A 26,452-nucleotide genomic window follows, 5' to 3' on the forward strand; every position below is an offset into this window, starting at 1 on the left:
AAATAACCCTCCTTCTCTTTGTATACCGACATAGTATACAAAGGAGAAAGGAGGGATTTTTTTTGATGTGTCATAAATGTGGAGGGCAAGTAAATCCAACTTATGATTTTAATTATTGTGGTTCCAGTCAAGTAAGTCCTGCATATGATATGGGGGATGGCAAAGGATATAAAGGATCTGCATTTGTATTAATTGTAGTATTATTTATTTTATTAATTATCGTAGGTAAGTGTTATATGTAAGGAGGGGAGTTAAATGCAAAACCCTTTTTTCAAACAAATTGAAAGCAAAACAGGTGTAGATATGGAAGAAATATTTGCACTTGCGAATGCAATTCAACATGCAGACTTTTCCAATGAGAAGCAAGTTCGTAAAATCATTAAAAAAGTAAGCAAGTTAGCAAATAAACCTGTATCGAAAGAATTAGAAGATCGAATTGTAAAATCGATTATGCAAGAAGGTAAATCTTTAGATTTAAGTAAAATTCAAAAAATGTTAGGCTAACGTAAAAGCAGTCACCTACTTCGCCCCCTAATTGTTAGAAGTACTAACAATAAGAGAGGCAAAACAAAAGGTGACTGCTTTTATTTTATCATTTTCTCCATAGCACGATGGGGAATTCCTGCATCTAAAAATTCTGGAGAAGTAACTTCATAATTTAATTTTTCGTAGAATGGAATAGCGTAGCTTTGGGCATTTAACTTAAGTTTTTTCCACCCTTTAGCGATTGCATAATCCTCTACCTTTTTCATAATAAGAAGGCCAAGCTTCTTTCCTCTATATGGTTGTAATACACAAACACGTTCAACCTTTCCAACTTGACTTTCAATTTCGCGAAGTCGAGCTGCTGCAATCGTTTTATCTTCATCATTGACAATGAAGTGGATAGCTGTAGCATCATGTTCATCTAGCTCTAAATGTTCAGGAACACCTTGTTCTTCAACGAAAACTTTTCTTCTAACGGCGAATGCTAATTCCAACTCTTTTTCATTTTCTACTGTTTTTACTTCAAACATAATACTATTTCGCTCCTGTTAGACGGAATGTTTCGTAAGTAGTCCAAGAACCATCTTCTAATTGGTAAACTAGGTGAATTCGGTCAATTGTTTCTTGTTCATCGACACCAACCATTCGTAATTGACCAAAAATATCACCATGTTCTGTTTCAGTTAAATCTTGTGCTATGGTGATATGTGGAATAAAAACATGTTTCGGTTGGCCGATATTTAATTGTTGTTGGATATCTTCATGTAAATTTTTTAATTGCTCTGTTGGTTCTATTTTGAAATAAATAACATTTGTCGTTGGGAAGAAAGAACTGATACGTGATGCATGGATCGCTAAAGGTCCATAATTTTGTGCAATTGAAGCAACAGTTTGAGAAATTCGGTTAATTTCATGATCATCGGCTTCAAAAGCTTCTTTTAACGTAATGTGCGGTGTGATTTTGGAATAATGGGAATCGTATCGTTTTCGATACGTATTAGCTAAATCTTGCAATCTTTTTGACGGAAATGCGACGATACCGTATTTCATAGTTCATTGCCCCCTAAAATTCTAATTTATAAAAGAATTATAACAGATTTCAAATATTTAGACATTTTTTGGGCATAATTATTAACTGAAATTTTCAATTAATGCCCGCTTTAAATCTGGCTTCCAATATTTCCATGTATGGTTGCCTTCGAACTCTTCATAAAAAGTTTTGAACCCTTTTGATAATAATAATTGATGGAGTTTTCGATTAGGTGTTAAAAAATCTTTTATTTGTTTATCGGTTGTTAATACCTTATCTTCTTCTTTACCAATAATATGATAAATGGAAATGGTGTTACTATTTTTCGATTGTTCTACAGTGTTTAAAACGTGTTCATCCACATATGGTGATTGTAATATCGCTTTACTAAATATATTAGGATATTTTATTGCAGCCATTAAAGAAACTGTCGCAGCCATAGAATCTCCAATAAGTCCTCTTGAAGAACCTAACTGATAAGTGGAATATTCTTTATCCAAATAAGGAACTAATTCATGGGCTAAAAATCGTAAGTAGGCCTCATGGTATTTTCCTGTTGGAATATATTTATTTTTCCTATCTTCGACGTTTTTATAAGGGATTCCGACAATTATCATATTTTCGATTTCATAATCATCCAATAATTGATCTGCCAGACGAGTAATCCCTCCTAATTGGAAGTAATCTTTCCCGTCGGATGCGATTAAAATGTTATATTTATTTAGTGGTGTATAGTTTGCAGGCACATAAATTAGTAATTCGATTTCTTCTTGTAATGCGTTACTGAAAAATGGAATATCTTTAATAGTTCCTTTGTTCACGAAGGGGCCCTCCTCTTCAATCGTAAGTGTATCGAAATTGTATCATAAACCAATCACAACGTGTACTATGTTTGTAAGTCATCGAATGGGTTTCTAGTAGAATAATTTACAAAAACAAAAATGGGAATGAGGATGAAAACCATGCATGATAAAAATATTCGAGTACCTTCAAAAGAAGTAACAAAAGCAACGAAGGAAGCGTTAGAAAAACGTGGCGTAAAAGTAGAAGACATAGCTGAAATTGTTTTTAAAATGCAGTCTCCTTATAATGAAGGGTTATTAATAGAACATTGTATCGATTCCGTAGAGCGAGTATTATGTAAACGAGAAGTACAACATTCAGTCTTAGTAGGAATTGAATTAGATATATTAGCTGAAAAGAAATTGCTGTCAGAGCCATTACAATCCATTATCGCTTCTGATGAAGGTCTATTTGGGGTAGATGAAACATTGGCATTAGGTTCGGTGATGACCTATGGTAGTATTGCATTAACAACCTATGGTCATCTAGATAAAAATAAAATTGGCATTATAAAAAAACTTGATACGAAAAGCGGTGAAGGTGTACACACCTTTTTAGATGATTTAGTTGCTAGTATTGCCGCATGTGCCGCATCAAGAATCGCCCACCGTACTCGGGATTTAGAGGAAGAGGGAGAAACTTTTGCAGATGTTCCTCCTGTCATATTAGATTCAACCGATAAATCCAATACAGAGATGTAAAGAGATATTTGGACAAAAAATAAAAAACTACATAAATATATACATCATTATTTTGTACATATTTATGTAGATGTATAATGACTATAACAAGTGATTTTTTTGGTCATTTGAAAATTAGCAAAAATGTGAGGAATAGTATGAAACCATCTGATATAAAAACTTTAATTTCGAGTGGGGTAATTATTATAGCGGTCATTTTATATTTACTGTTTAAATAGATGATTGTCATACCAATTTGGACTAGCAATATTAGCCTTAATCTCGCTGGAGAAGTATAGAATTTTTGATATAAAAGAGTTCAGGCCAATCTTTTTTGTCTTTTATTTGGTGAATAAATTTTAATAATAGAAGGAGAAAAAAGATGAAGAAAATATTGCATATAGCAGTAACTTTCTTGCTTGTATCTATATTTTGTTCAACTGCTACTTCAACTGTTAACACGAATGATGCAATATTGATTTATCTCTAATCCCTTATGAAAAAATCATGACGAAGCTTAGTAAAGAATATGGGTACACATGTACATTCAAGAAAAAAATAAAGAAAAATTTTATTATCGTATTTCAAATATGACTCCGAAACAATTTGAAATACTACTAAGGGAACAATATAAAGAATCGCATATAATCGTAAACACTTATGATCGTGCTGAAAACGGTGGCTTTTACCCTACACCAATTCCAAAGGCGGATAAAATAATCCCTGCTGTTCCGTTGAATTAGTTTGGAAAGAACTAGATAAATGAGACAAAGAGTAACGCCCTACTAAGAATCGTATTTATACATTTGATTCTTAGTAGGGCGTTTATTTATAGAACAGTAATACATTAATGTAAATTCATTTATAAAATATAAAGATATACATTTTTAGGGATTTTCCACATCAGAATACAAGGGACAGGTAATGATTAGCTTATTATCGATTGTATTTTCGTTGAATATTACAAATTATCTTGAAAGAAAGCAATTAAATTTATTATTTACGAATTGTGCGACTGTTTTATAGGGATATTTAATTAGATTTTCTGGTTTTAAAAATGGTATACAACTATATAAAGGTCTAAAGTTCTATTTGTTTTTATAAATGAAACTTCCAATATTTTGAATCGTATAAATATTTAAATAAAGGAGGGTGAGATGATGAGAAAAACTTTGGGATTATTATTTTTAAGTATTAGTTTAATTTTGACTCTAATAGCGTGTACAGAAAGTGATGAAGTTAAGTATGAGGCAAAAGCAAGTGATTTTGAAGGGGAAGGGTTTGAAAGGAACAGTCAAAGGATTGTAGTAATTGATGATGAGCTTGTGATTTACGCTGCATATAATAATCCGGAATCTAAAAACAAAACAAGTATCGATAAATTATTAGAGTCTGATGATGCTGTCCCAGGTGAATTTTATGAAAAAAGATATAAAAATGTAGAAATTAAAACTCAACAGGACATGTATTTCATTACTGCTGATGGGTTATCATTAACTTTCAAAAAAACTGGGGAGCGAACTGTTACTGATGAAGAAGGAATGGAATATTATACTGGGAAATATCCAGAAGAATAAATTAATAAATTAATAAATAACGAATAAACAATTGAAAGGAAATATAAAAATAGGTGGAGAGAAGAAAAATGCTCTCTCTACACCTATTTTTTTGATACATATAATTTAATAGAAAGAGGGCTATCCCGCAGTTTATGTTATATGACTTTTGAGAAAATACTCTTATTAATTTAAATTAAATTACAATTATTTCACTTCTGGTTTAATTGAATTACTTTCAAAAGGGCCTTTTAATAAGTACCCATTGTAAGTTCCATACCATAGTCCATTTTTATGCTTCATATAAGATCTAAAATATAGATATCCTGAATATCCACCGGAGCTATACCATATAGCATTTGGGAAGTCTAAATAGTTGGTTCTACTAATTTCAATTTCGTAAAACTTCTGCTCAATTGCTGCTGTAACTTTTGACTTTGGAGTGAAAGTTGTTTCTGTAAGTAGCGTAGAAGCATTAGTACTAATACCAAAAGAACTTGATAGTAATAATAGGGTTCCTACTGTCAAAATGATTTTTTTCATAATTAACCTCCTTTTAATTTCTATTTATCTTCTTCTACAATTCTTAGTTGAGGTATCGGGTATTTTTTATTATATAAATATCCCTCGTATTGATAATAATTTGGACCACCTGGTGTTTTACCAACTAAACTCAAGTATCCAGCCATTGGCGTACTATTGATAATTTCTTCATGCCATGCAAGCTTTGGAGCTCCATTAGGAGAAGTGTAGGGTGCGAAAAATTTTACTCTTACTACCCAGTGTTTTAATAATTCTGCGTTTGGAGTAATTAAATTTTCAAACCTATTAGTTAGCAACTCTTCTGTTCTATCTTCTGATTTGATGATAATAGAATTAGAAGTTTCACTAGCATAAGCTTTTGATATGTCTGTTTTTATCCAAAATGCTAACATAAAAACAACCATTACTAAAAAAAATGATAATCTTGATTTCATTTATAAATCTCCTTTCAATAATTGTAAATTACATCCTATTTATACCATTTATAGGTAATTGAATATATTGGAATATTAGTTTAAATAGTTATATAGTAATACTATTTGTCGAATTTTTATTAATAAAGAAATATATATACTATTTTGAAGTAATCTTAAAGAAGTCATAGGAGAATAATTATCATATTCAAATTAGGTTTCAAAGGGATTAGAATAATTATTCTATTAATAATCAATTTAGATTCGAAGAACCAGTGACAGTGAAAGTACTTGAAAGCGTGTTAAACTCAACGTTTTAAAATACCGCAACGTGCTATGACCCAGATTAAACAACAGAGCCAATTGAAACGGATCTAACTGAAACAGAGTATGTTCAAGTGCTGGAAAGTTAAAGAGTACGAAAGCCGTATTTAATGCCGAGGACGATGCAATTGAAGGACAGAGAGAAAAAGTTGGCGATGAATTGACGTAAAAAATTAAAGTTGAAAAAATCAAACAGGTGAAAAACAAACAAATTATCTTGTAACATTCATTGGCTTACTCATGATTGGAGCAGCATTGTTTGGTTTTGTTAAAAGAAAAAGATATTTAAAAAAATAAGTTTTTAATAAGCTACTAAATATCTCTGAACCCCCGTAAATGTTAGACAGAAACTAACTTTTACGGGGTTTTTTAATAAGACAGGTTCCATGATAGAGGTTAATAATCAAAAATTATCTTTTAATGGAATTTTTTGTAGTAAAAAGAGAAAGTTGGGATGATGTATGCAAACTCACGAGATGCCCCTACTAATCAGAGTTGTTTTTTTGGTATAATAATAGAAATGTAAAAATAGATGAGGTAGCAACATGAGTATTGTAGATGTAAAAACATTAATAACAAGTGGCACAATTATTATTGCAGTAGCCCTTTATTTCATTTTTAGTAATACAGCATCAAAAGAAAATACAGTTGAAAAAGATACTGACTATTTAATTACTCCGCAATATGCAAAGAAAGCAACGGGTAATGAATTAGTAAAAGCGGAATATGTGTCAACGAATGACGGCGATACTTTCCGTTTAAAGGTAAATGGAAAAGAAAAGCGCGTTCGTTTATTAATGGTCGATACACCGGAAATGAATTATGAAGAAAATAATCCGATGCCTTTTGCAGAGAGTGCAAAGGATTATACACAAAAATTACTAGAAAATGCTTCGGAAATTGAAGTGCTTTCTGATGTTGGAAATAAAACAGATCATTATGGCCGATTGTTAGCCTATGTATTTATAGATGATGTTCTTTTACAAGAATTGTTATTACGTGAAGGATATGCGGCTGTTCGATATATCGATAAGCCTAACAATACGTTGGAAGAACAATTTAAAGAAATTGAAGAAATAGCTAAATCGAATAAAATCAACATTTGGGAAGAAGAAAATTATTTACAACAAGATGGATTCCATCCAGAAGTAGTGGAACAGTAAGTTAAAAACATTTTTTAGGGTGACTTTTCATTGAAAAGTCACCCTTTTTATAAGCTATTCAATATTCAATTTATCCGTAAAACGGATTCGATAAAGGAAAACTTCATTTTCCCTTTTCTAAAAATCATTCTGTTGTTCATTTTCTTGTGGCAATTGTTCTTCTTTCAAGAATAAAAAAGATTCGTCCTCTAACTGATGCACTTTTTCTTCATTTAATCCAATAGATAATGGTCCTGAAAAAATTTTCTCCCACCAAGTATCAGTCGAAATCATATAAAATTGCCCCCTTCAGTTTTATCGTTTTATCCTTTTCTACCCTTATTAGAAGGATTTAGACGACAAATTGTAGTAAATTGTACATAATTATTATTGACGATATAAAGAAAATTATGTATTGAAAGAAGGGTTACAAATGGCACGATATACTGAAAAAGACGTTGAAATCATGATTGAAGAGCAAAAAAAATTTTATTTAACCGGGCATACAAAAAATATTGAGTTCCGAAAAAAACAATTATTAAAACTAAAAGAGAAAATAAAACAATATGAAAAAGAAATTTTAAAAGCGTTAAATTTGGATTTGCATAAAAGTGAATTTGAAGCGTATTCGAATGAAATTGGAATCGTCCTTGATAGCATTAATTATTTAATGAAAAATATCGATGAATGGGCAAAACCTGTACAAGTAAAAACGCCTGTCCATTTTCAACCTGCCAAAAGCTTTATAGTGCGAGAACCTTATGGAGTTGTATTAATTATCGGGCCATTTAATTACCCATTCCAACTTGTTATGGAACCGTTGATTGGAGCTATTATTGGTGGTAATACAGCGATTGTAAAACCTTCCGAATCTTCCGTTCATACGACAAAAATAATTAAAAAAATAATTGAAGAAACCTTCGATACATCTTATGTTCGAGTAGTGGAAGGCGAGAAGGAAGAAGTAACAGCATTGATTCATGCTTCCTTTGATTATATTTTCTTTACCGGTAGTGTGGCAGTAGGGAAAGTTGTTATGCGAGCAGCGGCTGAAAAGTTAACTCCAATTACATTGGAACTCGGAGGGAAAAGTCCAGCCATTGTCGATCAAACAGCAAATATTGAGGTTGCAGCGAAAAGAATTGTTTGGGGGAAATTTAATAATACAGGACAAACTTGTGTAGCCCCTGATTATTTATTTGTCCATTCCTCCGTTTATGAAAAATTTATGAAAGCAATCAGAAAAACAATTGAACAATTTTATGGGAAAAATCCACAACTGAGTCCGGACTATGGTCGTGTCATTAACGAGCGCCAATTCAAGCGTTTAAAACGGTTAATTGAAGCAGAAAAAGAATATATTACTTTTGGTGGTAGTACCGATGAAAGCGATCTTTATATTGAACCGACGATACTTGAAAATGTTACGTGGTCCAATCCAATTATGGAAGATGAAATTTTCGGTCCTATCTTGCCCGTTATGAAGTATGATAGTTTAAAAATGGCAATTTATGAAATACAAAAATTACCTAAACCGTTAGCAGCCTATTTCTTCTCAGAACATGAAAAAGCGATTAGTTATTTCCTACAAGAATTACCTTTTGGGGGAGGATGTATTAATGATACCGTTACCCATGTAGGAAATCCTTATTTACCTTTTGGTGGTGTCGGTCCATCGGGTGTGAATGCTTATCATGGAAAGGCTAGTTTTGAAAACTTTACTCATCCAAAATCCATCATGAAGAGATCTTCAAGATTTTCCAATAATTTATTATTCCCACCGTATAAACAAAAAGTAAAACTTGTACGAACAATGTTGAAATAACAAAAATCATCGAGAAATTCAAAATGAATGGGTTTCTCGATGTATTTCCTATTAATGCTTTGCTGTACTAGTGATATAATGAGGGATACAACGATTCATTACTCCCTTTCCAAAAGGCTATGAATGAAAATACATAAAATTACTGGGTGTCGATTATTGACGAATTTTGTTATCATTAACTTTATTCAATTAAATTATACTGACTAAAGATTGGGGGATTTTAGATGAAAAATGTATTTAATGAAAAAAATACAATTAATTTATTAGGTCAATTAGTAAATATTCCAAGTCCTTCAGGCTATACAAAAACAATTATGCAATTTATAGGATCTTATTTACATGACCTAGGCATCGAATATAAACAGACAAATAAAGGAGCTATCATTGCTACAATCAAAGGACAAAATGATTCTTCCCACAGACTCTTAACTGCCCATACGGACACGTTAGGTGCGATGGTAAAAGAAGTAAAGGCTAATGGACGTTTAAAGCTGACGATGATCGGTGGTTTTCGTTGGAATGCTGTAGAAGGTGAATATTGTACAATTCATACGGCAGACGGTAAAAAAATACGGGGAACGATTTTGATGCATGAAACAACGGTCCACGTATATAAAGAAGCTGGTGATTTAAAACGGGATGACAACCATATTGAAGTTCGCATTGATGAAAAATGTTTTAATGCGGATGATGTACGGAAAATCGGGATTGAAGTTGGAGATTTCGTATCCTTTGATCCTCGTTTTGAAACAACAGAGTCAGGGTTCATTAAATCCCGTCATTTAGATGACAAGGCAAGCACAACCCTGCTATTACAATTAGTGAAGTTTATTAAAGAAGAGAAGATTGTATTGCCTTATACAACTCATTTTTATATTTCCAACAATGAAGAAATAGGTTATGGTGGGAACTCGAACGTTCCAGAACAAGTGGTTGAATATATTGCCGTAGATATGGGGGCAATTGGAGATGGACAAAGTTCAGATGAATATACGGTATCCATTTGCGCAAAGGATTCGAGCGGACCATATCATTATGAGTTAACTCACTATCTAGTGAACTTAGCAAAAACGAATGAAATTCCATATAAGCTAGATATTTACCCTTATTATGGCTCAGATGCATCAGCTGCTATTCGAGCAGGTTACGATGTGAAGCACGCCCTGTTTGGCCCAGGAATAGAAGCTTCCCACGCTTATGAACGTACTCATGTGGATTCATTAAAAGCCACAGCGGAACTATTATTTACCTATGTAACTTCACCAATGGATTCGGAGGATTAATTATGTATACAGAAGAACTATTAAATGTGATTCCATTAAAGAAAATTATTGGTCAGTTACCAAACAGAATCAAAGATATTTCAATCGATTCAAGAAGTGTTCAACCAAAAAGTATGTTTATTTGTATAAAAGGTGATACAGTAGATGGCCATCATTTTGCACAAAAAGCGGTGGATGCTGGCGCTACCGTTGTTGTAGCGGAACGGGAATTACCAATCGAAGGAGAAGTGGCTCAAGTCATCGTAAAAAATACAAATCGTGCCCTTGGTTTACTTGCTGCTAAGTTTTTTGATTATCCTTCTAACGATATTACAATGATTGGTGTTACAGGGACCAATGGGAAAACGAGTGTTTCTGGCATTATCCATCATATGCTTGTCGGAATGGGGGAAAAATCCGCCTTATCAGGAACAATTGGATTTGAGCTAAATGGTGTTTTATATGAAACGGCGAATACAACGAATGACGTTTTAAGTACACAGCAAATGATTTTCCGTGCAAAAATGGAAGGCTGTCGTGCAATGGTCATGGAAGTTTCATCCCATGGTTTAGCTTTAGGAAGATTAGCAGGTGTTGATTATGATATAGCCGTGTTTACAAACTTGACCCATGACCATCTCGATTTCCACGGAACGATGGAAGAGTATGGACATGCGAAAGGGTTATTATTCTCCCAATTAGGACAAGATTTTACTAAAAACAAACATGTCGTTTTAAATGCAGATGATCCATGGTCTGAAAAATATGAACAGATGACATCCTATCCAGTATGGACGTATGGTTTGAAAAATGATGCGATTTTCCGTGCAGAAAACTGTAACTACGAAGATGGAATTACAACCTTTGATATGATTACGCCGGAAGGTAAATTCCCGGTTACGATGCACTTACTCGGAGAATTTAATGTTTATAATATATTAGCTGCTACGGCTGTTTTTTATGCAAGAGGTTACACTATGGAAGCGATAATCGAACAAATTGAAGATTTAGCTCCAGTAAGAGGGAGAATGGAAAGAGTCAAAACGGATCTGCCATTACAAATCTTTATCGATTATGCCCATACTCCAGATGCAATTGAAAAGGCAATTAAAGCTGCATTACCATATAAAAAACCGGAAAATAAATTAATCTTTTTAGTTGGAACAGGTGGGAATCGAGATAAATCGAAACGTCCCGCAATGGCGGAGAAGGCATCGATAGCTGACTATGTTGTCTTGACAACAGATGATCCCCGCTATGAAGAGTATGATAGCATTACAAGTGATTTAGCTAAAGGTATGCAACATGAAAATTATGCATGTATCGGAGATCGGGCAGAAGCGGTTCGTCATGCAGTATCAGTTGCAGAACCTGGAGATATCATTATTTTTGCCGGTAAAGGGCATGAAGATTATCAAATAATAGGGAATACGAAATATCCCCATAGTGATGCAGAAATTGCCATTGAAGCAGGACGCTTAAAATTTGTTTAATCGATTTATTTTAATGATATGATTTTTAAGAGGCTGTCCTATTGGCTAATATGCTAAAGGGCAGCCAATTCCATTTTATTGCCATACTATAAATAAATTTATTTTGTACATACATTGGAATAATAAAAATGTTGTGCAACAAGCATAAATTCTTTTATTATAGGAGAGGTATGAAAAAAGGAGACGGAAAAAATGACTTCAAAAATAGAACAAGATATATTATCTCGTCGTACCTTTGCCATTATCTCTCACCCGGATGCTGGTAAAACGACGATTACAGAAAAATTGTTATTATTCGGTGGTGCCATTCGAGATGCAGGTACTGTAAAAGGGAAAAAAACAGGTAAATTTGCCACTTCAGATTGGATGGAAATCGAAAAACAACGGGGAATTTCCGTTACATCTTCCGTTATGCAATTCGATTATCAAGGTTTTCGTGTCAATATTTTAGATACTCCTGGTCACCAAGATTTCTCTGAGGATACGTATCGGACATTAATGGCGGTAGACAGTGCGGTAATGGTAATTGATGCTGCAAAAGGGATTGAAGCGCAAACATTAAAACTTTTTAAAGTTTGTCGTATGCGCGGAATTCCTATTTTCACTTTTATTAATAAATTGGATCGTCAAGGGAAGGAACCCCTTGAGCTAATTGAAGAATTAGAAGAAGTTTTAGGAATCAATGCCTATCCAATGAATTGGCCAATTGGTATGGGGAAAGAGTTTCTAGGAATTTACGATCGCTATAATCAGCGTATCGAACAATTTCGTACTGATGAATCCGATCGTTTCTTACCGATTAATGAAGATGGTGAATTAGCAGTCGATCACCCAATGAAAGTGACTTCTTATTATACGCAAGCAATGGATGACATTTTACTGTTAAACGAAGCAGGAAATGACTTCTCAGAGGAAAAAATTCGTCGAGGAGAATTAACACCTGTATTTTTCGGTTCTGCTTTAACGAATTTTGGTGTTCAAACGTTCCTAGAAACGTATTTAAAATTTGCACCTGCACCACAGCCTCGCCTAACAGAAGATGAACAATTTATTGATCCTGTTGAACATAACGAATTCTCAGGTTTCATTTTCAAAATTCAAGCGAATATGAACCCAGCTCACCGTGACCGTATTGCCTTTGTTCGGATAGTGTCAGGGAAATTTGAACGTGGAATGAATATTACTTTATCTCGAACAAATAAAACTTTTAAAGTATCCCAATCCACGCAATTTTTAGCCGATGATCGAGAAACGGTTGATGAAGCGGTTGCGGGTGATATCATCGGTCTTTATGATACAGGTACGTATCAAATAGGAGATACGGTAGTAGGTGGGAAGAAATCTTTCCAATTTGAAAAATTACCTCAATTCACACCGGAAATTTTCGTTCGTGTTACTGCAAAAAATGTGATGAAATCAAAACAATTCCATAAAGGGATTTTACAATTAGTTCAAGAAGGTGCAATACAATATTATAAAACTCTTCATACGGAAGAAGTTATTCTAGGTGCAGTAGGTCAACTACAATTTGAAGTATTCGAGCATCGTATGAAAAATGAATATAACGTGGAAGTACAAATGCAACCAATCGGTTCAAAAATTGCTCGTTGGATTGAAAATGAGGAAGATGTCAAAGAATCAATGTCATCGTCCCGTTCGATGCTTGTAAAAGATCGCTTTGATAATTATGTCTTTTTATTCGAAAATGAATTTGCGATGCGTTGGTTTTCCGATAAAAATGAAAATATTAAACTGTATAGTTTACTGTAATAGGAAAAAGAGGCAATTATTTCATTGCATTTAAAAGGTACTGTGCTATAATAAATTCAGTAGAAAACTGAATATCCATTTGACTATGTCAAAGGGGAGTAGCTATAAGTATTTCGAATACTTACTTTACATTCGTCATTACATGGTTTTATAACCATCGGATGTAATAGCATTGATTTTTTCGTTTTCAAAATAATTTATTTTGAAGACATTCAAATTGCTTAGCAAGACCTTTGCCTTTATGAGGCAGAGGTCTTTTCTTTTGTCAAATAAAGGTGCGGAAAATCAGTAGTATTATGACAATTGCTAATGGAATGTAAAATCAAATAAACAGTAATTGATTTTCAGCTACAAAGTGAGTATTATGTTTTTCTATTTTTAAAATACCGACTTTATGGGTATACAAAAGGTATAAGGAGGAAGTTTTGTGGAAATATTTTTAGAGTATGCTTGGGTATTAGTAGTTTTAATTGTATTAGAAGGTTTATTAGCCGCAGATAATGCAGTTGTTATGGCTGTAATGGTTAAACATTTACCAAAAGACCAACAGAAGAAAGCATTATTTTATGGATTGTTAGGTGCATTTATTTTCCGTTTCGTTGCTTTATTCTTAATCACAGTATTGGTAAATTATTGGCAAATTCAAGCAGTAGGTGCCCTTTACTTATTATTCATTTCAATTAAAAATATATATGAGCAGAAATTTAAAAAGGAAGAAGAAGAGGAAGAAGCAGAAGAGAAATCTCAAAAAGGCAAAGGCTTTTGGGCTACAGTGGCTAAAGTTGAATTTGCAGACATCGCCTTTGCAGTAGATTCAATGCTTGCTGCCGTTGCCATTGCCGTTACATTACCAGAGGTTGGGGATTTCCATATTGGAGGAATCAACGCTGGACAGTTCGCTGTCATGTTCTTCGGTGGTATTATCGGGATGATTTTAATGCGATTTGCAGCTCAATGGTTCGTTAAAATTTTAAACGATTATCCAGATCTAGAAACAGCAGCCTTTTTAATCGTAGGTTGGGTAGGTGTGAAATTAGTTGTGTTAACTTTATCCCATGATAAAGTTGGTGTTCTTCCACATGACTTCCCACATTCAGCTACTTGGGAAATTATATTCTGGGGTGTATTGCTCGCTATTGCTCTCGGTGGTTGGTTTACAAGTGTTGCGAAAAAGAAAAAACATGCTACAGGTGAATAGAAGAAATGAGAGGGGCGGTCATGACTGTCCCTCTTTCCTTTTAAGGAGATATTCATTATACTGGTGTAACTAGAACTAAATGAATAAAGAGGCGAATCAGGTGGTCCGATATACAAAAAAGACTAGAATTATCACACCATTTCAACTACTTGTAACTTATTATTTTATTGCGATTGCAACTTCTTTCTTATTATTAAGAATACCTGCAGTATACCAAGACAATGTTGAAATATCCCTTGTTGATACTTTATTTACAGCGGTTAGTGCAGTAAGTGTAACAGGTTTAACCGTATTTGATATATCATCGACTTTCACTCATTTTGGAATGTTCGTATTATTAATCATTCTCCAACTTGGGGCCATTGGTATTATGTCGCTAGGTACTTTTTTATGGATTATTACAGGTAAAAGAATTGGAATGCGCGAAAGACAATTAATCATGATTGATTACAATCAGTACAATTTATCGGGTGTTGTTCAATTATTAAAAGAAATCGTAAAAGTTCTTTTCATCATTGAAGCTATTGGTGCACTTATTTTATCGATTCATTATCACCAATATTTTGATACGTGGGGTGAAGCGTTTAAACATGGAGTGTTTGCATCGATTTCTGCAACAACAAACGGTGGATTTGATATAACGGGAGATAGTTTAAGACCGTTCCATTCGGATTATTTTGTTCAATTTATTACGATGATTCTCATTGTACTTGGAGCCATTGGATTTCCAGTTTTAATTGAACTGAAAAACTTTTTGTTTCGTAAAGATCCAACTTTCCGATTTAGTTTATTTACAAAAATAACAACATTAACTTATGGAATTTTATTTGTTGCAGGCTCGATCATCATATTAATAATCGAATCTTTCCAATCCTTTAGAGGAATGCCATGGCATGAAAAATTATTTACTGCTATGTTTCATTCGATTTCAACTAGATCTGGAGGATTAACTACATTTGATATTACTCAGTTTAGTGAGGCGACAGATATTTTCTTAAGTTTTTTAATGTTCATCGGATCTTCTCCTAGTTCAGTCGGTGGAGGAATCCGAACAACAACTTTTGCATTGGCGATTTTATTTTTAATTAATTTTGCAAACGGACGTACAGAGATACAGTTATTTGGACGTGAAATTTATTTAATAGATATATTCCGTTCATATGCTGTGATTATTTTAGCGTTCTTTATGGTGATGATTGCAACGATGATTTTGTTAATAACAGAACCAGCTGCATCAACAACCCAAATTATATTTGAAATTACTTCCGCCTTCGGTACGTCAGGTATGTCCCTCGGAATAACGGAACATCTTTCGACGGAAGGGAAATTCGTAATCATGATTTTAATGTTTATTGGTCGAGTTGGTTTAATTTCATTTTTATATACGTTAGGTGGAAAAGCAGAAAAAGCTCCATACCGTTATCCAAAAGAACGGGTAATCATTGGATAAAATTATTTTAAAAGAGGTGAAATAATGTTGAAACATTGTTTCACCCCTTATTTGTATGCCATTAAAATTTGTTTTGAAATTCTATAGCTTATTTCAAACTGTAAGCATGAAATAAATTGAACTAAGATAAAATAAGCATATGAAGAAATTAATCGTTTTCCTAACTTTTATGATCACATTCAGTTCTTTAATAGTTGTGTTGGCAAACTCACAAGATGAAATTTTGATAATTGCTCATCGTGGGGCTAATGATGTTGCTCCTGAACATTCTGAAACAGCTTATAAAGTGGCTATAGAAAGGCAAGCTGATTATATTGAAATCGATTTAAGGATGACAAAAGATGGCCATTTAATAGCATTACATGATCACTCTGTTGATAGAACGACGAATGGGACGGGAGACGTATCGGAAAAGACATTAGAGGAGATAAAAAAATTAAGCTTAAAAAATGGGGAAAAAATTTTAACTTTGGAAGAAATTTTCTCTAACTTCGGAAATAGTACGAATTATTATATTGAGACGAGACTAGTCAATTACAAGCCGAAGATGGAAGAACCACTCATCCATTTAATAAATCAATATGGGTTACAACAACAAGTGATGATTGGTTCCTTTTCTGAAAAAAGCCTTTTAAAAATAAGAGAGTTAAATCGAAATATTCCCCTTGTGTATACGGTATTAAATGATAATGTAACATATTTGGACGTTAGTCGTATTAAGCAATACGCCATGGCTATCGCACCTAACGCAAATCAAATTAATAAAGAATTTGTTGAACGAATGCATTCGGAAGGATTAAAAGTATATGTATGGTTTTTCCATGATAACGAGCAAGATTTAATGATGGATATTTTATTATATAATGTGGATGGTGCCTTTACGGATTTCATAAACGATACGAAAGAAATGATCAAAATAATGGAGAATTATGGAACATAATGATGAAAAACTAAATGAAGTTTTTGGAAAGGGAGTCTCATATACGATTTATGAGACTTTTTTTATTGTTTTTTGGTATACATTGAAGGGGATTTTCATAAGGAAGAATAAGGAATATTTTTGTGGGAAATACTATACAAATAGTGAATTTATTATTCTTCCATATTTATTAAATAAAAAATTTACTTTTGGATGTTTAACTCAGTATTAAATTGGGTAAAAAGAACGGGGGATTCTTAATTTTATTTTGATAAGATAGGGAATTTTTGCTTAGAACTTTTTACACATTAATAACAAATAATTATTTATAAAAAATGAAAATTAATATTTTATAAATATCAATTAAATAAAAATGATAGTTATTGCCCATTTTATTACCAAATGAAGTATGGAATAATTTGTTATAAATATATATTAAGAATATTTTGTAAAATTAAAAAAAGGAAGTCATAAATAGAACTTCCAATTAATAGAATAGATATGAATGAATTGCGTGCTAGAGAGTATTTTTCCAAATGGAAGGGATTGGTGTATGCAAAATGGTGAAAACTGTTAGACCTATCTTTAGGAAATTGTTTAAAACCGTTAATGATCCTGTGCTTATTTTAAATACTTCTTGTCAAATTGAATCAATTAATGACTTTGCAGCGCAACTGTTAAATATAGATCCGGCAAGCAGACAGGAATTACAATTGGACGAGTTATCAAAGGCTCGTTGGAATGATTTTGTGTCGAAAATTCAAAACGAATTAGGTGGCTTTTGTAATTTAAATGTAAAAATAGGCGAAAATCGTTATAAAGAAATTCGCTTGATTGGATATTTTCATAAAGAAAAAAATCTTGTCTTTGCCAGAATTGCTTTAATGACAGAAAAAAGAAGTCTTTTGAATCAAAAAAGTAACCTTGATATTTATTCAATGTTTAATGATATTTCCCATGGTATTATTTTATCTGATAAAAATGGATATATATTAGATGCAAATGATATGGCACTTGAATACTTCCAATGCGGAAAAAATCATCTTATTAATAAGCAGCATGAAATGATTTTTGAGAAATTAGAAGACTATGAATATAGTAAATTACAATACTTCGCTAATCTTCTTAATACTGGACGAGCATCCGTCCATGTTTCAGGAATGAATAAACATGGAGAAGAAATTTTTTTAAAACTTGATAGTAAATTTAATTACAAAATGAATATGATCGTTACGACAATGACAGATGAAACAGAAATCATGTTACTGAAGCAACAAGTGGAACAGCAGGAAACTCTAGACAGTATTGGACAAATGGCTGCTAGTATTGCCCATGAAATTCGTAATCCCCTAACTTCATTAAAAGGATTTCTCGAATTAATTAAAATAAACTCTTCCGGTGATAATTTAAATTATTTAAATGTAATGGATTCCGAATTACAAAGAATGGATGAAATTTTAAATGAAATATTATATTTATCCAAACCGAAACAAGTCCATTACGAAGAAATTTCGGTATTTCAAATTGTCCAAGATGTCGTGGAATTAATGATTCCATTTGCACTGCAAAACAATATAATGCTAAAAATAGATAGCTATAATTATTACCATTTGAATATCAAAGGTAATCATACACGCCTAAAACAGATGCTTATTAACTTAGTAAAAAATGCTATCGAAGTAATGGTAGAAGGCGGTACTATTACTATTAAACTTGAAACGAATAATGATGAAATTGATGTATTAGTTATTGATGAAGGTCCAGGTTTAACCGATAGAGAAATTGATCAATTGTTTACACCATTTTATACAACAAAGCCAACAGGTACTGGTCTCGGTCTACCTTTAGTTAAGAAGGTCATTGAAGAGCATCATGGCTCCATTAATATTGAGAGTTCCGTTGGCGTAGGGACAACCTTTAAAATTTCTTTACCAATTTGCGATAAGAAGGTCATTTGTACAGAAAAAGAAAAACTAATCGATGTTTGGATAAAGAAAGAATCATTAGATCGATTACCGGTTGTTTAAGAAACAATACCCGTTACTTGCTTTGCAAAACTTTCTTTTTATCGCTATAATTCATTTATATCTAGATAAAAAGGATGTTTTGTCATGTCTACTAATGAAATTAAGCAATCGCTTAAATTGTATATAGTTTTATCACGAGCAAATAAAGCCATAAATGAAGTGACGAATCAATTTTTCCAACAGCACGGGTTAAATCCGACTGAATTTGCCGTTCTAGAGCTACTTTATCATAAAGGACGTCAACCCCTTCAACAAATTGGTAATAAAATTTTGTTAGCAAGTGGTTCCATTACGTATGTAATTGATAAATTAGAGAAAAGAGGCTACTTGCAAAGGGTTTCTTGTCCTTCCGATCGTCGTGTCACTTTTGCAGATATAACTGAAGCGGGTTCGGAATTTATGCAACAACTTTTCCCTGAACATGAGCAAAATTTACATGAGTTGTTAAGTGTGCTTACACCTGAGGAAAAGGATACGGCAATTGAACTGTTGAAAAAATTAGGACTATCAATTAAAGATTTGTCATATTAAAAGGAGTTGTCTCATCTTAAGTATGAGACAACTCCTTTTGACTTGTTATATATAATTCATTTAGTTATTTTAAAATAATAAAATTTCCTATCGGGGTTTTAGAAGAAAGGTAAAATCATAAATAATAATAAAATAAATACTTCATGGGAAACAATAATAAGAGGCATACTTTTTTTCCATTCATAAAGAGTTCCCCATACTAGTCCACTTAATAAAGCTACTAAAATACCAGGGGAAAATCCGCTAAAACTAAAGGATAACGCAAATAAAAAACTCGTAATAATTACTGCTATTTTTGGTGAGATCCATTTTTTTATTTGTTGTTGAACATACCCACGCCAAAATAATTCTTCGCCTACGACAATAACAAAAATTAGTAATAAATAATGCCAGATATTATTTGGACCATAAGTTTCTAAAAAGGTATGAACATTTTGTTCGATATTTCCATTCCAAGTCGTTAGCGTAATATAGCCAAGGCGAATAATACCGTATAAAATAGTACTATATCCAATACCAAATAATAAATATTTCCACGTTGGGAGCTCGTCTTTAAATTTCCCATAAATAATAGCGATGGCCATTCCAACTAGAAGAGTAAAGGTATAAAGATACCAAAAAATATTTGATTCTTTAAAAGTGAAAAATAGCATTACATAAATGAAAAGTAAGGAAAGAAGGAGTCCAGCAAATTGTTTTGATATGTTCATTGGGTAATGACCTCCTTTTCCCTATTTTAACAAAAAAAAATTTCCCTATCATCTTTTAATAAATGAAAAGGGAAATTAAATTATTGGACATGTTGATCTAGCATCAATTACCACCTGGATGGTTTAATATTTTGTATCGCTTGTGATTAACAACTGTCTTTTCTTCCATATCGAGGTCATGGAAATTATCCATAATCGTTAAGTCGACTATGACTGAGTTTTCGTTTACTTTCTCAACTACCCCTTGTAATCCTTCTTTGAACTCGACGATATTTCCAACTTCTGCTATTTTCATAAGAGTCATCTCCTTATTACTAATATTAAGAAAGTTTGCATGAAAATCTAAAAAAAGTAAATACATTTTTGAATAATTAATCAATTTTATTTTAATTTTATAAAGGTGGTATGGGTATTTATGGAAAAATATAAACAAATGATTGAGCAATTAAAAGCTGGGGAAGTAAATAGTATTGAGATTTCCAAAGAGGAATTTTTACAGTTCCGTGAAGTATTAGTGAAAGATGAAATGTTTAAACATTTTCGTGGGGAAGCATTACAAGGTGGGAATGTCATTTTCACTTTTTTAGAAGTGCCTAGAAGTTAAGGAAGTGTCGAACTTTGTCAACCGATTTCCTCCCTTATTTGATTGTAAAACTTTATAATATAATCATCTTTATTTTTTAGGAGGAGTCTTCTTGGGAAAAGACCTTTTAAAAGAACTGGAAAAAAAGAGACAAATGATGATTAAATCTGGGATTGAGTATGGTCTGCAGAACCCAAAAACGATTCAATTAAGTAAAGAATTAGATCGATTAATGAATCAATATGAAGATGAAGATTTTAAAAGTAATGATGACTATTATTACGTATAATAAAAAAACAAAAATTTTTTTGGAGAAATTTGTTTAAAGAATGAAATAGGTGGAGATATTATAAATGAACACAGCAACATTCTCATTTCCCCCTTTAAGAGCAGAAGATAAGTCTTCTGCTCTCTTTTTTATTTTCCTTCCCTTTGTAAATATTCCCTTAATTCTTTTCCCGATACCTCTACAAAAGTTTGATTATTTGCTAAACTACATTAAAGTGGAAAATATTGTTGCTTTAATTCAGTTAAAAAAGGAGTAATGGATATGACGTTACATAGTAAAAAAATTGCATTTATCGGAACAGGCGTAATGGGAGCGAGTATTGTAAAGCATTTATTAAAGGCGGACTTTGACGTGACGGTATACTCTCGTACGAAATCTAAAACAGCCGAATTAGTGGAACTAGGTGCAAAATGGGCACCGACACCAAAAGAAGCGGCAGATGGAAAAGATATTATTTTTACAATGGTTGGTTTCCCTTCTGATGTGGAAGAAGTATATAGCGGTCAAGATGGTATATTTCAAACAGCTAAAAAAGGAGCTGTTGTTGTAGATATGACGACATCTGAGCCGACATTAGCCAAAAATTTATATGCGAAGGCGAAAGAAAAGGGGATTTTCAGTATAGATGCCCCTGTATCTGGCGGCGACGTTGGAGCACAAAATGGAACCCTTTCCATTATGGTGGGCGGCGATAAAGAAATTTTTGATGAGTTATTACCGATTCTACAAATATTTGGTTCGAATATAGTATACCAAGGGGGACCTGGGGCAGGGCAGCATACGAAAATGTGCAACCAATTATTAATTGCTACAAATATGATTGGTGTTTGCGAATCGATTGCCTATGCTTTAAAAGCTGGTTTAGATATCGATAAGGTTCTTCAATCGATTTCTACCGGTGCTGCGGGGTCCTGGTCTTTAAGTAACTTAGGACCACGGATGATTAAAGGCGATTTAGAACCAGGATTTTATGTAAAGCACTTTATTAAAGATATGAAAATTGCTATTGAAGAAGCAGAGCGTATGGATTTAGATTTGCCAGGTGTTAAACTTTCAAAACAGCTGTATAACACTTTACTAGAAAAAGGATATGGTGAGAAGGGAACTCAAGCATTAATCAAATATTATGTGGAAGATTAACAACGTAATGTTAGTTTGGGGATATCAAATTACATTTAGGAGCGAGTGCTTTGGGGAAAACGTATAGTAAGAACAACGCTAAACCAAGAAGTCCGATTGCCTTATATTTATCTTTACCTATTTTGTCTTGGGCTTTTTATGATTTCGCTAACACAATCTTTTCATCGAATATTAATACAATTTTTTTCCCTTTTTACATGGATGAAGTATTGGGGACAGACGAAGTAAGACAACAGGTGGCAAGCACGTTTATATCTTATGCCAATGCAGTAGCTAGCTTTTTCTTAGTAGTGTTTTCACCCCTTTTTGGTGTGTGGATTGATCAAACGGGTTATAAGAAAAGATTTATTGCATGGTTTGCTTCCATTTCCATCTTCTTTACTTTTATGATGGGAATATTGGCGAGTATTGATTTTGGAGTAAGTTCTACTGGTATTCCACTTAGTTTATTTTTTGTCGTAGTCAGTTTCGTTATAGCAAAGTTTTTCTTTAATTCGAGTTTAGTATTTTATGATTCGATGATGGGAGATCTCGGAACGAAAGAAGAGATGCCCCTTATTTCTGGTTTTGGTGTAGCAGTCGGCTATTTAGGTACGATTTTTGGGTTGTTAGTTTATTTGATAGTAAACGATGGCGACTTCCACCGTTCCTTTATCCCCACGGCTATTATGTATCTTCTTTTTTCTTTACCTTTATTTATCTTTATAAAAGATCAACCAATACCAAAGGAGAAAAGAAAAAAAATTAAGTTTATTGAAGGTTATAAAGAAATTTATCAAACCTTTAAAGAAATGAAAAAGTATAAAGCAATTTTCACCTTTATGATTACATACTTTTTCTTAAATGATGCTATTGCGACAACAATTGCGATGATGGCAATATATGCAACGGCAATCGTCGGGTTTACTTCCGGGCAATTTATTATTCTTTATTTAGTAAGTACCGTTTCAACGATTATCGGTTCCTTTGTTTTTGGTTATATAACAAAATCAATTGGGGCAAAACGTGCGATTACAATTGTTGCCGTTATTATGTCCTTGGCACTACTTTTAGCAGTCTTTGCAACGGCACAGTGGATGTTTTGGGTTGCTGGAAGTATGTTTGGGGTTTCCCTTGGTTCTATGTGGGTTACTTCAAGGACGCTTATTATCGAGTTGTCACCCGAAGAGAAACGGGGGCAATTTTTCGGGTTATTTGCCTTTTCAGGAAAGGTTTCCTCAATCATTGGGCCAGCTCTTTATGGAACAGTGACATTACTTCTAAAGGATTATGGAACTTTAGCTAGTAGAGTTGCCCTAGGTTCTTTACTAATCTTAACAATTATTGGTCTCTATATTCATTTGTATGTAAGTCCTAAAAATGAAAATCAAGAGTAGGAGAAAAGGCTTCCCTATGATACAATCTATTTATAAATCTATGTTTTTTACCATTGCGATGAAATAGTTATATCGTAGTAGGGAAAGGGGCAAAACATTTTGGAACAAAAAGGAATTTTATTAGAAAGTGGTACTAATGAACTAGAAATAGTTGAATTTGAAGTGGCAAACAATAAATTTTGTATAAACGTGATAAAAGTAAAAGAAATTATTCAGCCTATACCAGTTACTTTTATTCCACATGCCCATCCACATGTAGAAGGAATTATACAACTACGGGGCGAAGTGTTGCCTGTTGTAGATATGTTAAAAGTTTTAGGAATTTCCAATGGTTCCTACAGCGCTCAACAAAAATATATTGTTGCAGAATTTAATAAGCAAAAGGTTGTTTTCCATGTCGATAACGTTACGCAAATCCACCGTATTTCTTGGAATGCTATTGAAAAACCTTCAGATATGTATCAAGGCGGTTCGTCGCAAGTCATTGGGGTTATTAAACAAAATGATTCGATGATTCTATTATTAGATTTTGAGAAGATTATGGTCGATATTAACCCAGAATCGGGCATTAATGTGAATTCTGTAAGAAAACTTGGAGAACGTGATCGTTCAGAGAAGAAAATTGTTATTGCAGAAGATTCACCGTTATTAAGAAAACTACTACATGATACAATGCATGAAGCAGGCTATGTGAATTTAGAGTTTTTCGAAAATGGGCAAGATGCATATGATTATTTAGAGACATTAACGCAAACAAATAGTGCGATTGAAGAACATGTTCAATTAGTTATTACAGATATTGAAATGCCTCAAATGGACGGTCACCACTTTACAAAGAAAATCAAATCCCATACAGAGCTTGGCAAATTGCCTGTTATTATCTTTTCAAGTTTAATTACAGATGATCTTCGTCATAAAGGTGAATCGGTTGGAGCTGACGAGCAAATTAGTAAACCGGAAATTGCAGAGCTTATCTTAACAATGGATAAATTGATTTTATAATAAAAGTTCGAATAGGTATCCTTAATCATTAAATTTTATATTTCCTTTCTACGGTCGGATACTTGAAATAGTTTCCGACCGTTAACTTTATATCGCCTCTATTTAACATATGGTAAACTAGTGAAAAATCATGAAATTATCTATTAACCTAACATTTTTATAGGGGATTATTTTATTCTTTAAAAAAATAGGTTAAAGATGTTTAACAGCGTTTAAAGTCTGACTAATTCAACCATTCTGAAAAGAGAGGTAAGTTTGATTAAAGTTGAAAGAGATGTGATACCTATGGAAAGATTAAAAACTGCCATTATAGATATTGGATCCAACACGATACGTCTAGTTGTCTATGAATACAATAATTTAGAAGGATTACGGGAGTTAGGAAATTTTAAAACAGTTGCTAGATTGCGTACATATATTCAACCGAACGGTGATATGTCTGAGCAAGGAATCCAATTATTAGTTGATACATTAACATCGTTTAAAAAAATCATTGATGATTTCAATGTGGTCGATATTAAAGTAACAGCCACTGCAGCAATTCGCCAAGCAAAAAACAATCGAATGATTATTCATCATATAGAAAAAGAGACTGGCCTTTTAATCGAATTGATTACAGAGGAGGAGGAGGCATATTTTGGCTTTTTAGCAGTCGCCCATTCAATGGATACCCCCTCAGCAGTCACAATCGATATTGGCGGTGGTTCCACTGAAATTACATTATTTAAAAATAAGAAATTACAAAAAGCCTTTAGTTTTCCCTTTGGAACCGTATCATTAAAACAAAAGTTTGTTTCCGGAGACATTATAAATGGAGACGAAAGAAAATTATTGCGACAATTTGTCAAGGAGCAGTTTGAACAATTAAACTGGATTCAACAAATTGGATTACCTGTCATTGGAATTGGAGGTAGTGCCCGAAATGTTGCTCAAATTCATCAGCAATTTATTAATTATCCGATATCAGGGGTTCATCAATATGAATTGAAATTTGATGAATTAGCGAGTCTTAGTAGCTATATAGAAAACATGAGTTTTGAACAATTGAAACAACTGGACGGGCTATCCTCAGATCGGGCCGACATTATTGGCATAGCATTAGAAGTTTTCCAAGTTTTATTGTTCGTAGTGAATGCACCTGCCTTTCAAATAAGTAAAAAAGGTTTAAGAGAAGGCATTATGATTAATCGTGTACTTCAAAATGATCCGACAGCCTATGATAAACATCAAGTGTATGAACAAAATGCGAAAAGGCTTATTCATAGGTATGGACGTTCTGAACAAGAGTATCAATTTCTTCAAAGAATGACGGAGCTTTTTTATAAAGAATGTTGCCGATTAAGTTTATTAACTTATCATGATGAACATTTACAATTATTGAAAAAGGCTGCACAAGTTTATGCGATTGGCGATTATATTGAGCAAGATTCATCCAATCAGCACACCTTTTATTTACTAGCTAATCAATCGATAGCAGGCTTAAATCATATAGACCGAGTAAAACTTGCATTAATGGCTTCATATAAAAACAAAGATTATTTTAGAAGATTTGCATCGCCATTTTCCTCTTGGTTATCGAGAGAAGAATTGAAAATATTAAAAGACTATGGAGCAATTTTAAAATTTATTTATTCATTAAATATAACGAAACGGAATATTGTTCAATCAATTGAATTGAAAAAAATGGATGATACGATTCATGTAATGATATTAGCTAATCGTTATCCGATGACGGAAATATATCAATCTGACAAACAAAAAAAACATATTGAACGTGTGTTCAAAAAACCGGTAAAAATTCATTTTTATAAAAAGGGTGAAATGTGATGACGAAAGATTTCCAATTGGAAATTCCCCATG

The 26,452-nt window shown here is 32.9% G+C and carries 29 protein-coding genes and 1 pseudogene; 22 read left to right on the plus strand and 8 right to left on the minus strand.

The genetic code is table 11. The features are described 5' to 3' along the window. Positions 1-65: 65 nt before the first annotated feature. On the plus strand, positions 66-242 hold the full coding sequence (locus MHH69_RS04640; protein WP_174232710.1) for a YjcZ family sporulation protein: 177 nt from the start codon (positions 66-68) through the stop codon (positions 240-242). 13 nt (positions 243-255) lie between these two features. After that, positions 256-504, plus strand: coding sequence for a stage VI sporulation protein F (locus MHH69_RS04645; protein WP_122973373.1), 249 nt, complete (start codon positions 256-258; stop codon positions 502-504). A gap of 80 nt (positions 505-584) precedes the next feature. Here MHH69_RS04645 and MHH69_RS04650 read toward each other — a convergent pair whose 3' ends face one another. The 3 genes from MHH69_RS04650 to MHH69_RS04660 all read right to left on the minus strand — a co-directional run bounded on the left by MHH69_RS04650 (position 585) and on the right by MHH69_RS04660 (position 2,337). Next, a complete protein-coding gene (locus tag MHH69_RS04650; protein ID WP_341361827.1) occupies positions 585-1,016 on the minus strand; it encodes a GNAT family N-acetyltransferase in 432 nt (143 codons plus the stop codon). A 4-nt stretch (positions 1,017-1,020) separates the two neighbouring features. Continuing rightward, positions 1,021-1,536 carry a YjcG family protein gene (locus tag MHH69_RS04655; RefSeq protein WP_122973371.1) on the minus strand — a complete coding sequence of 172 codons (516 nt, stop codon included), beginning with the start codon at positions 1,534-1,536 and terminating at the stop codon, positions 1,021-1,023. A gap of 81 nt (positions 1,537-1,617) precedes the next feature. Continuing rightward, positions 1,618-2,337 (minus strand): alpha/beta hydrolase, encoded by a 720-nt coding sequence (locus tag MHH69_RS04660; RefSeq protein ID WP_122973370.1) that lies wholly within the window; start codon positions 2,335-2,337, stop codon positions 1,618-1,620. Between the two features lie 141 nt (positions 2,338-2,478). On the opposite strand from MHH69_RS04660, the gene MHH69_RS04665 reads away from it, so the two are divergent. From MHH69_RS04665 to MHH69_RS04675, 3 genes are all read left to right on the plus strand, one after another. Next, entirely contained in the window at positions 2,479-3,060 is a 582-nt protein-coding gene (locus MHH69_RS04665; protein ID WP_122973369.1) for a phosphatidylglycerophosphatase A family protein, read from the plus strand. A gap of 518 nt (positions 3,061-3,578) precedes the next feature. Beyond that, the gene (locus MHH69_RS04670; RefSeq protein WP_122973368.1) at positions 3,579-3,782 is read left to right on the plus strand and encodes a hypothetical protein; all 204 of its coding nucleotides are present in this window, start codon (positions 3,579-3,581) and stop codon (positions 3,780-3,782) included. Between the two features lie 417 nt (positions 3,783-4,199). After that, a complete protein-coding gene (locus MHH69_RS04675; protein ID WP_122973367.1) occupies positions 4,200-4,616 on the plus strand; it encodes a hypothetical protein in 417 nt (138 codons plus the stop codon). 186 nt (positions 4,617-4,802) lie between these two features. Here the strand turns inward: MHH69_RS04675 and MHH69_RS04680 are convergent, their stop codons facing one another. Together MHH69_RS04680 and MHH69_RS04685 are read right to left on the minus strand one after the other, a co-directional pair. After that, positions 4,803-5,138 carry a hypothetical protein gene (locus MHH69_RS04680; RefSeq protein ID WP_122973366.1) on the minus strand — a complete coding sequence of 112 codons (336 nt, stop codon included), beginning with the start codon at positions 5,136-5,138 and terminating at the stop codon, positions 4,803-4,805. A 20-nt stretch (positions 5,139-5,158) separates the two neighbouring features. Continuing rightward, positions 5,159-5,572: a hypothetical protein gene (locus MHH69_RS04685; protein ID WP_122973365.1), complete on the minus strand. Its 414-nt coding sequence runs from the start codon at positions 5,570-5,572 to the stop codon at positions 5,159-5,161. A 504-nt stretch (positions 5,573-6,076) separates the two neighbouring features. On the opposite strand from MHH69_RS04685, the pseudogene MHH69_RS19310 reads away from it, so the two are divergent. Both MHH69_RS19310 and MHH69_RS04690 read left to right on the plus strand, forming a co-directional pair. Continuing rightward, positions 6,077-6,172 (plus strand): annotated as a pseudogene (locus tag MHH69_RS19310) (LPXTG cell wall anchor domain-containing protein); the annotation flags it as partial. 248 nt (positions 6,173-6,420) lie between these two features. Then, complete coding sequence (locus MHH69_RS04690) at positions 6,421-7,038, plus strand: thermonuclease family protein (protein ID WP_122973364.1); 618 nt, start codon at positions 6,421-6,423, stop codon at positions 7,036-7,038. A 117-nt stretch (positions 7,039-7,155) separates the two neighbouring features. Here the strand turns inward: MHH69_RS04690 and MHH69_RS04695 are convergent, their stop codons facing one another. After that, positions 7,156-7,311, minus strand: coding sequence for a hypothetical protein (locus tag MHH69_RS04695; RefSeq protein ID WP_174232709.1), 156 nt, complete (start codon positions 7,309-7,311; stop codon positions 7,156-7,158). 139 nt (positions 7,312-7,450) lie between these two features. On the opposite strand from MHH69_RS04695, the gene MHH69_RS04700 reads away from it, so the two are divergent. The 9 genes from MHH69_RS04700 to MHH69_RS04740 all read left to right on the plus strand — a co-directional run bounded on the left by MHH69_RS04700 (position 7,451) and on the right by MHH69_RS04740 (position 19,492). Then, positions 7,451-8,842: an aldehyde dehydrogenase gene (locus MHH69_RS04700; RefSeq protein WP_122973363.1), complete on the plus strand. Its 1,392-nt coding sequence runs from the start codon at positions 7,451-7,453 to the stop codon at positions 8,840-8,842. 224 nt (positions 8,843-9,066) lie between these two features. Continuing rightward, a complete protein-coding gene (locus MHH69_RS04705; protein ID WP_341361828.1) occupies positions 9,067-10,125 on the plus strand; it encodes a M42 family metallopeptidase in 1,059 nt (352 codons plus the stop codon). 2 nt (positions 10,126-10,127) lie between these two features. Next, positions 10,128-11,597, plus strand: coding sequence for a UDP-N-acetylmuramoyl-L-alanyl-D-glutamate--2,6-diaminopimelate ligase (locus MHH69_RS04710; protein ID WP_341361829.1), 1,470 nt, complete (start codon positions 10,128-10,130; stop codon positions 11,595-11,597). A gap of 192 nt (positions 11,598-11,789) precedes the next feature. Then, positions 11,790-13,367, plus strand: coding sequence for a peptide chain release factor 3 (locus MHH69_RS04715; RefSeq protein WP_122973360.1), 1,578 nt, complete (start codon positions 11,790-11,792; stop codon positions 13,365-13,367). A gap of 427 nt (positions 13,368-13,794) precedes the next feature. Further along, positions 13,795-14,565: a TerC family protein gene (locus MHH69_RS04720; RefSeq protein WP_341361830.1), complete on the plus strand. Its 771-nt coding sequence runs from the start codon at positions 13,795-13,797 to the stop codon at positions 14,563-14,565. A 79-nt stretch (positions 14,566-14,644) separates the two neighbouring features. Beyond that, complete coding sequence (locus MHH69_RS04725) at positions 14,645-16,015, plus strand: TrkH family potassium uptake protein (protein ID WP_122973358.1); 1,371 nt, start codon at positions 14,645-14,647, stop codon at positions 16,013-16,015. A 139-nt stretch (positions 16,016-16,154) separates the two neighbouring features. After that, entirely contained in the window at positions 16,155-16,955 is an 801-nt protein-coding gene (locus tag MHH69_RS04730; RefSeq protein WP_341361831.1) for a glycerophosphodiester phosphodiesterase family protein, read from the plus strand. 539 nt (positions 16,956-17,494) lie between these two features. Next, on the plus strand, positions 17,495-18,961 hold the full coding sequence (locus MHH69_RS04735; protein WP_158599705.1) for an ATP-binding protein: 1,467 nt from the start codon (positions 17,495-17,497) through the stop codon (positions 18,959-18,961). Between the two features lie 84 nt (positions 18,962-19,045). Then, positions 19,046-19,492, plus strand: coding sequence for a MarR family winged helix-turn-helix transcriptional regulator (locus MHH69_RS04740; RefSeq protein WP_122972413.1), 447 nt, complete (start codon positions 19,046-19,048; stop codon positions 19,490-19,492). 98 nt (positions 19,493-19,590) lie between these two features. On the opposite strand, the gene MHH69_RS04745 is transcribed toward MHH69_RS04740, so the two are convergent. Both MHH69_RS04745 and MHH69_RS04750 read right to left on the minus strand, forming a co-directional pair. After that, positions 19,591-20,202, minus strand: coding sequence for a CPBP family intramembrane glutamic endopeptidase (locus tag MHH69_RS04745; protein WP_122972412.1), 612 nt, complete (start codon positions 20,200-20,202; stop codon positions 19,591-19,593). A 103-nt stretch (positions 20,203-20,305) separates the two neighbouring features. Then, on the minus strand, positions 20,306-20,497 hold the full coding sequence (locus MHH69_RS04750; RefSeq protein ID WP_122972411.1) for a YkvS family protein: 192 nt from the start codon (positions 20,495-20,497) through the stop codon (positions 20,306-20,308). 120 nt (positions 20,498-20,617) lie between these two features. Here MHH69_RS04750 and MHH69_RS04755 point away from each other — a divergent pair, with 120 nt between their 5' ends. From MHH69_RS04755 to MHH69_RS04780, 6 genes are all read left to right on the plus strand, one after another. Next, positions 20,618-20,806: a hypothetical protein gene (locus tag MHH69_RS04755; RefSeq protein WP_341361832.1), complete on the plus strand. Its 189-nt coding sequence runs from the start codon at positions 20,618-20,620 to the stop codon at positions 20,804-20,806. 91 nt (positions 20,807-20,897) lie between these two features. Beyond that, positions 20,898-21,074 (plus strand): aspartyl-phosphate phosphatase Spo0E family protein, encoded by a 177-nt coding sequence (locus tag MHH69_RS04760; protein ID WP_122972409.1) that lies wholly within the window; start codon positions 20,898-20,900, stop codon positions 21,072-21,074. A 255-nt stretch (positions 21,075-21,329) separates the two neighbouring features. Next, entirely contained in the window at positions 21,330-22,214 is an 885-nt protein-coding gene (locus tag MHH69_RS04765; protein ID WP_341361833.1) for an NAD(P)-dependent oxidoreductase, read from the plus strand. Between the two features lie 50 nt (positions 22,215-22,264). Beyond that, on the plus strand, positions 22,265-23,590 hold the full coding sequence (locus MHH69_RS04770; RefSeq protein WP_122972406.1) for an MFS transporter: 1,326 nt from the start codon (positions 22,265-22,267) through the stop codon (positions 23,588-23,590). A 99-nt stretch (positions 23,591-23,689) separates the two neighbouring features. Continuing rightward, a complete protein-coding gene (locus MHH69_RS04775) occupies positions 23,690-24,592 on the plus strand; it encodes a chemotaxis protein (RefSeq protein ID WP_341361834.1) in 903 nt (300 codons plus the stop codon). 285 nt (positions 24,593-24,877) lie between these two features. After that, positions 24,878-26,419: a Ppx/GppA family phosphatase gene (locus MHH69_RS04780; RefSeq protein WP_122972417.1), complete on the plus strand. Its 1,542-nt coding sequence runs from the start codon at positions 24,878-24,880 to the stop codon at positions 26,417-26,419. The last annotated feature ends 33 nt before the right edge of the window (positions 26,420-26,452 follow it).

The organism is Ureibacillus sp. FSL E2-3493 (assembly GCF_038077515.1).
In the GTDB taxonomy this organism is placed as follows: Bacteria; Bacillota; Bacilli; order Bacillales_A; family Planococcaceae; genus Ureibacillus; species Ureibacillus halotolerans.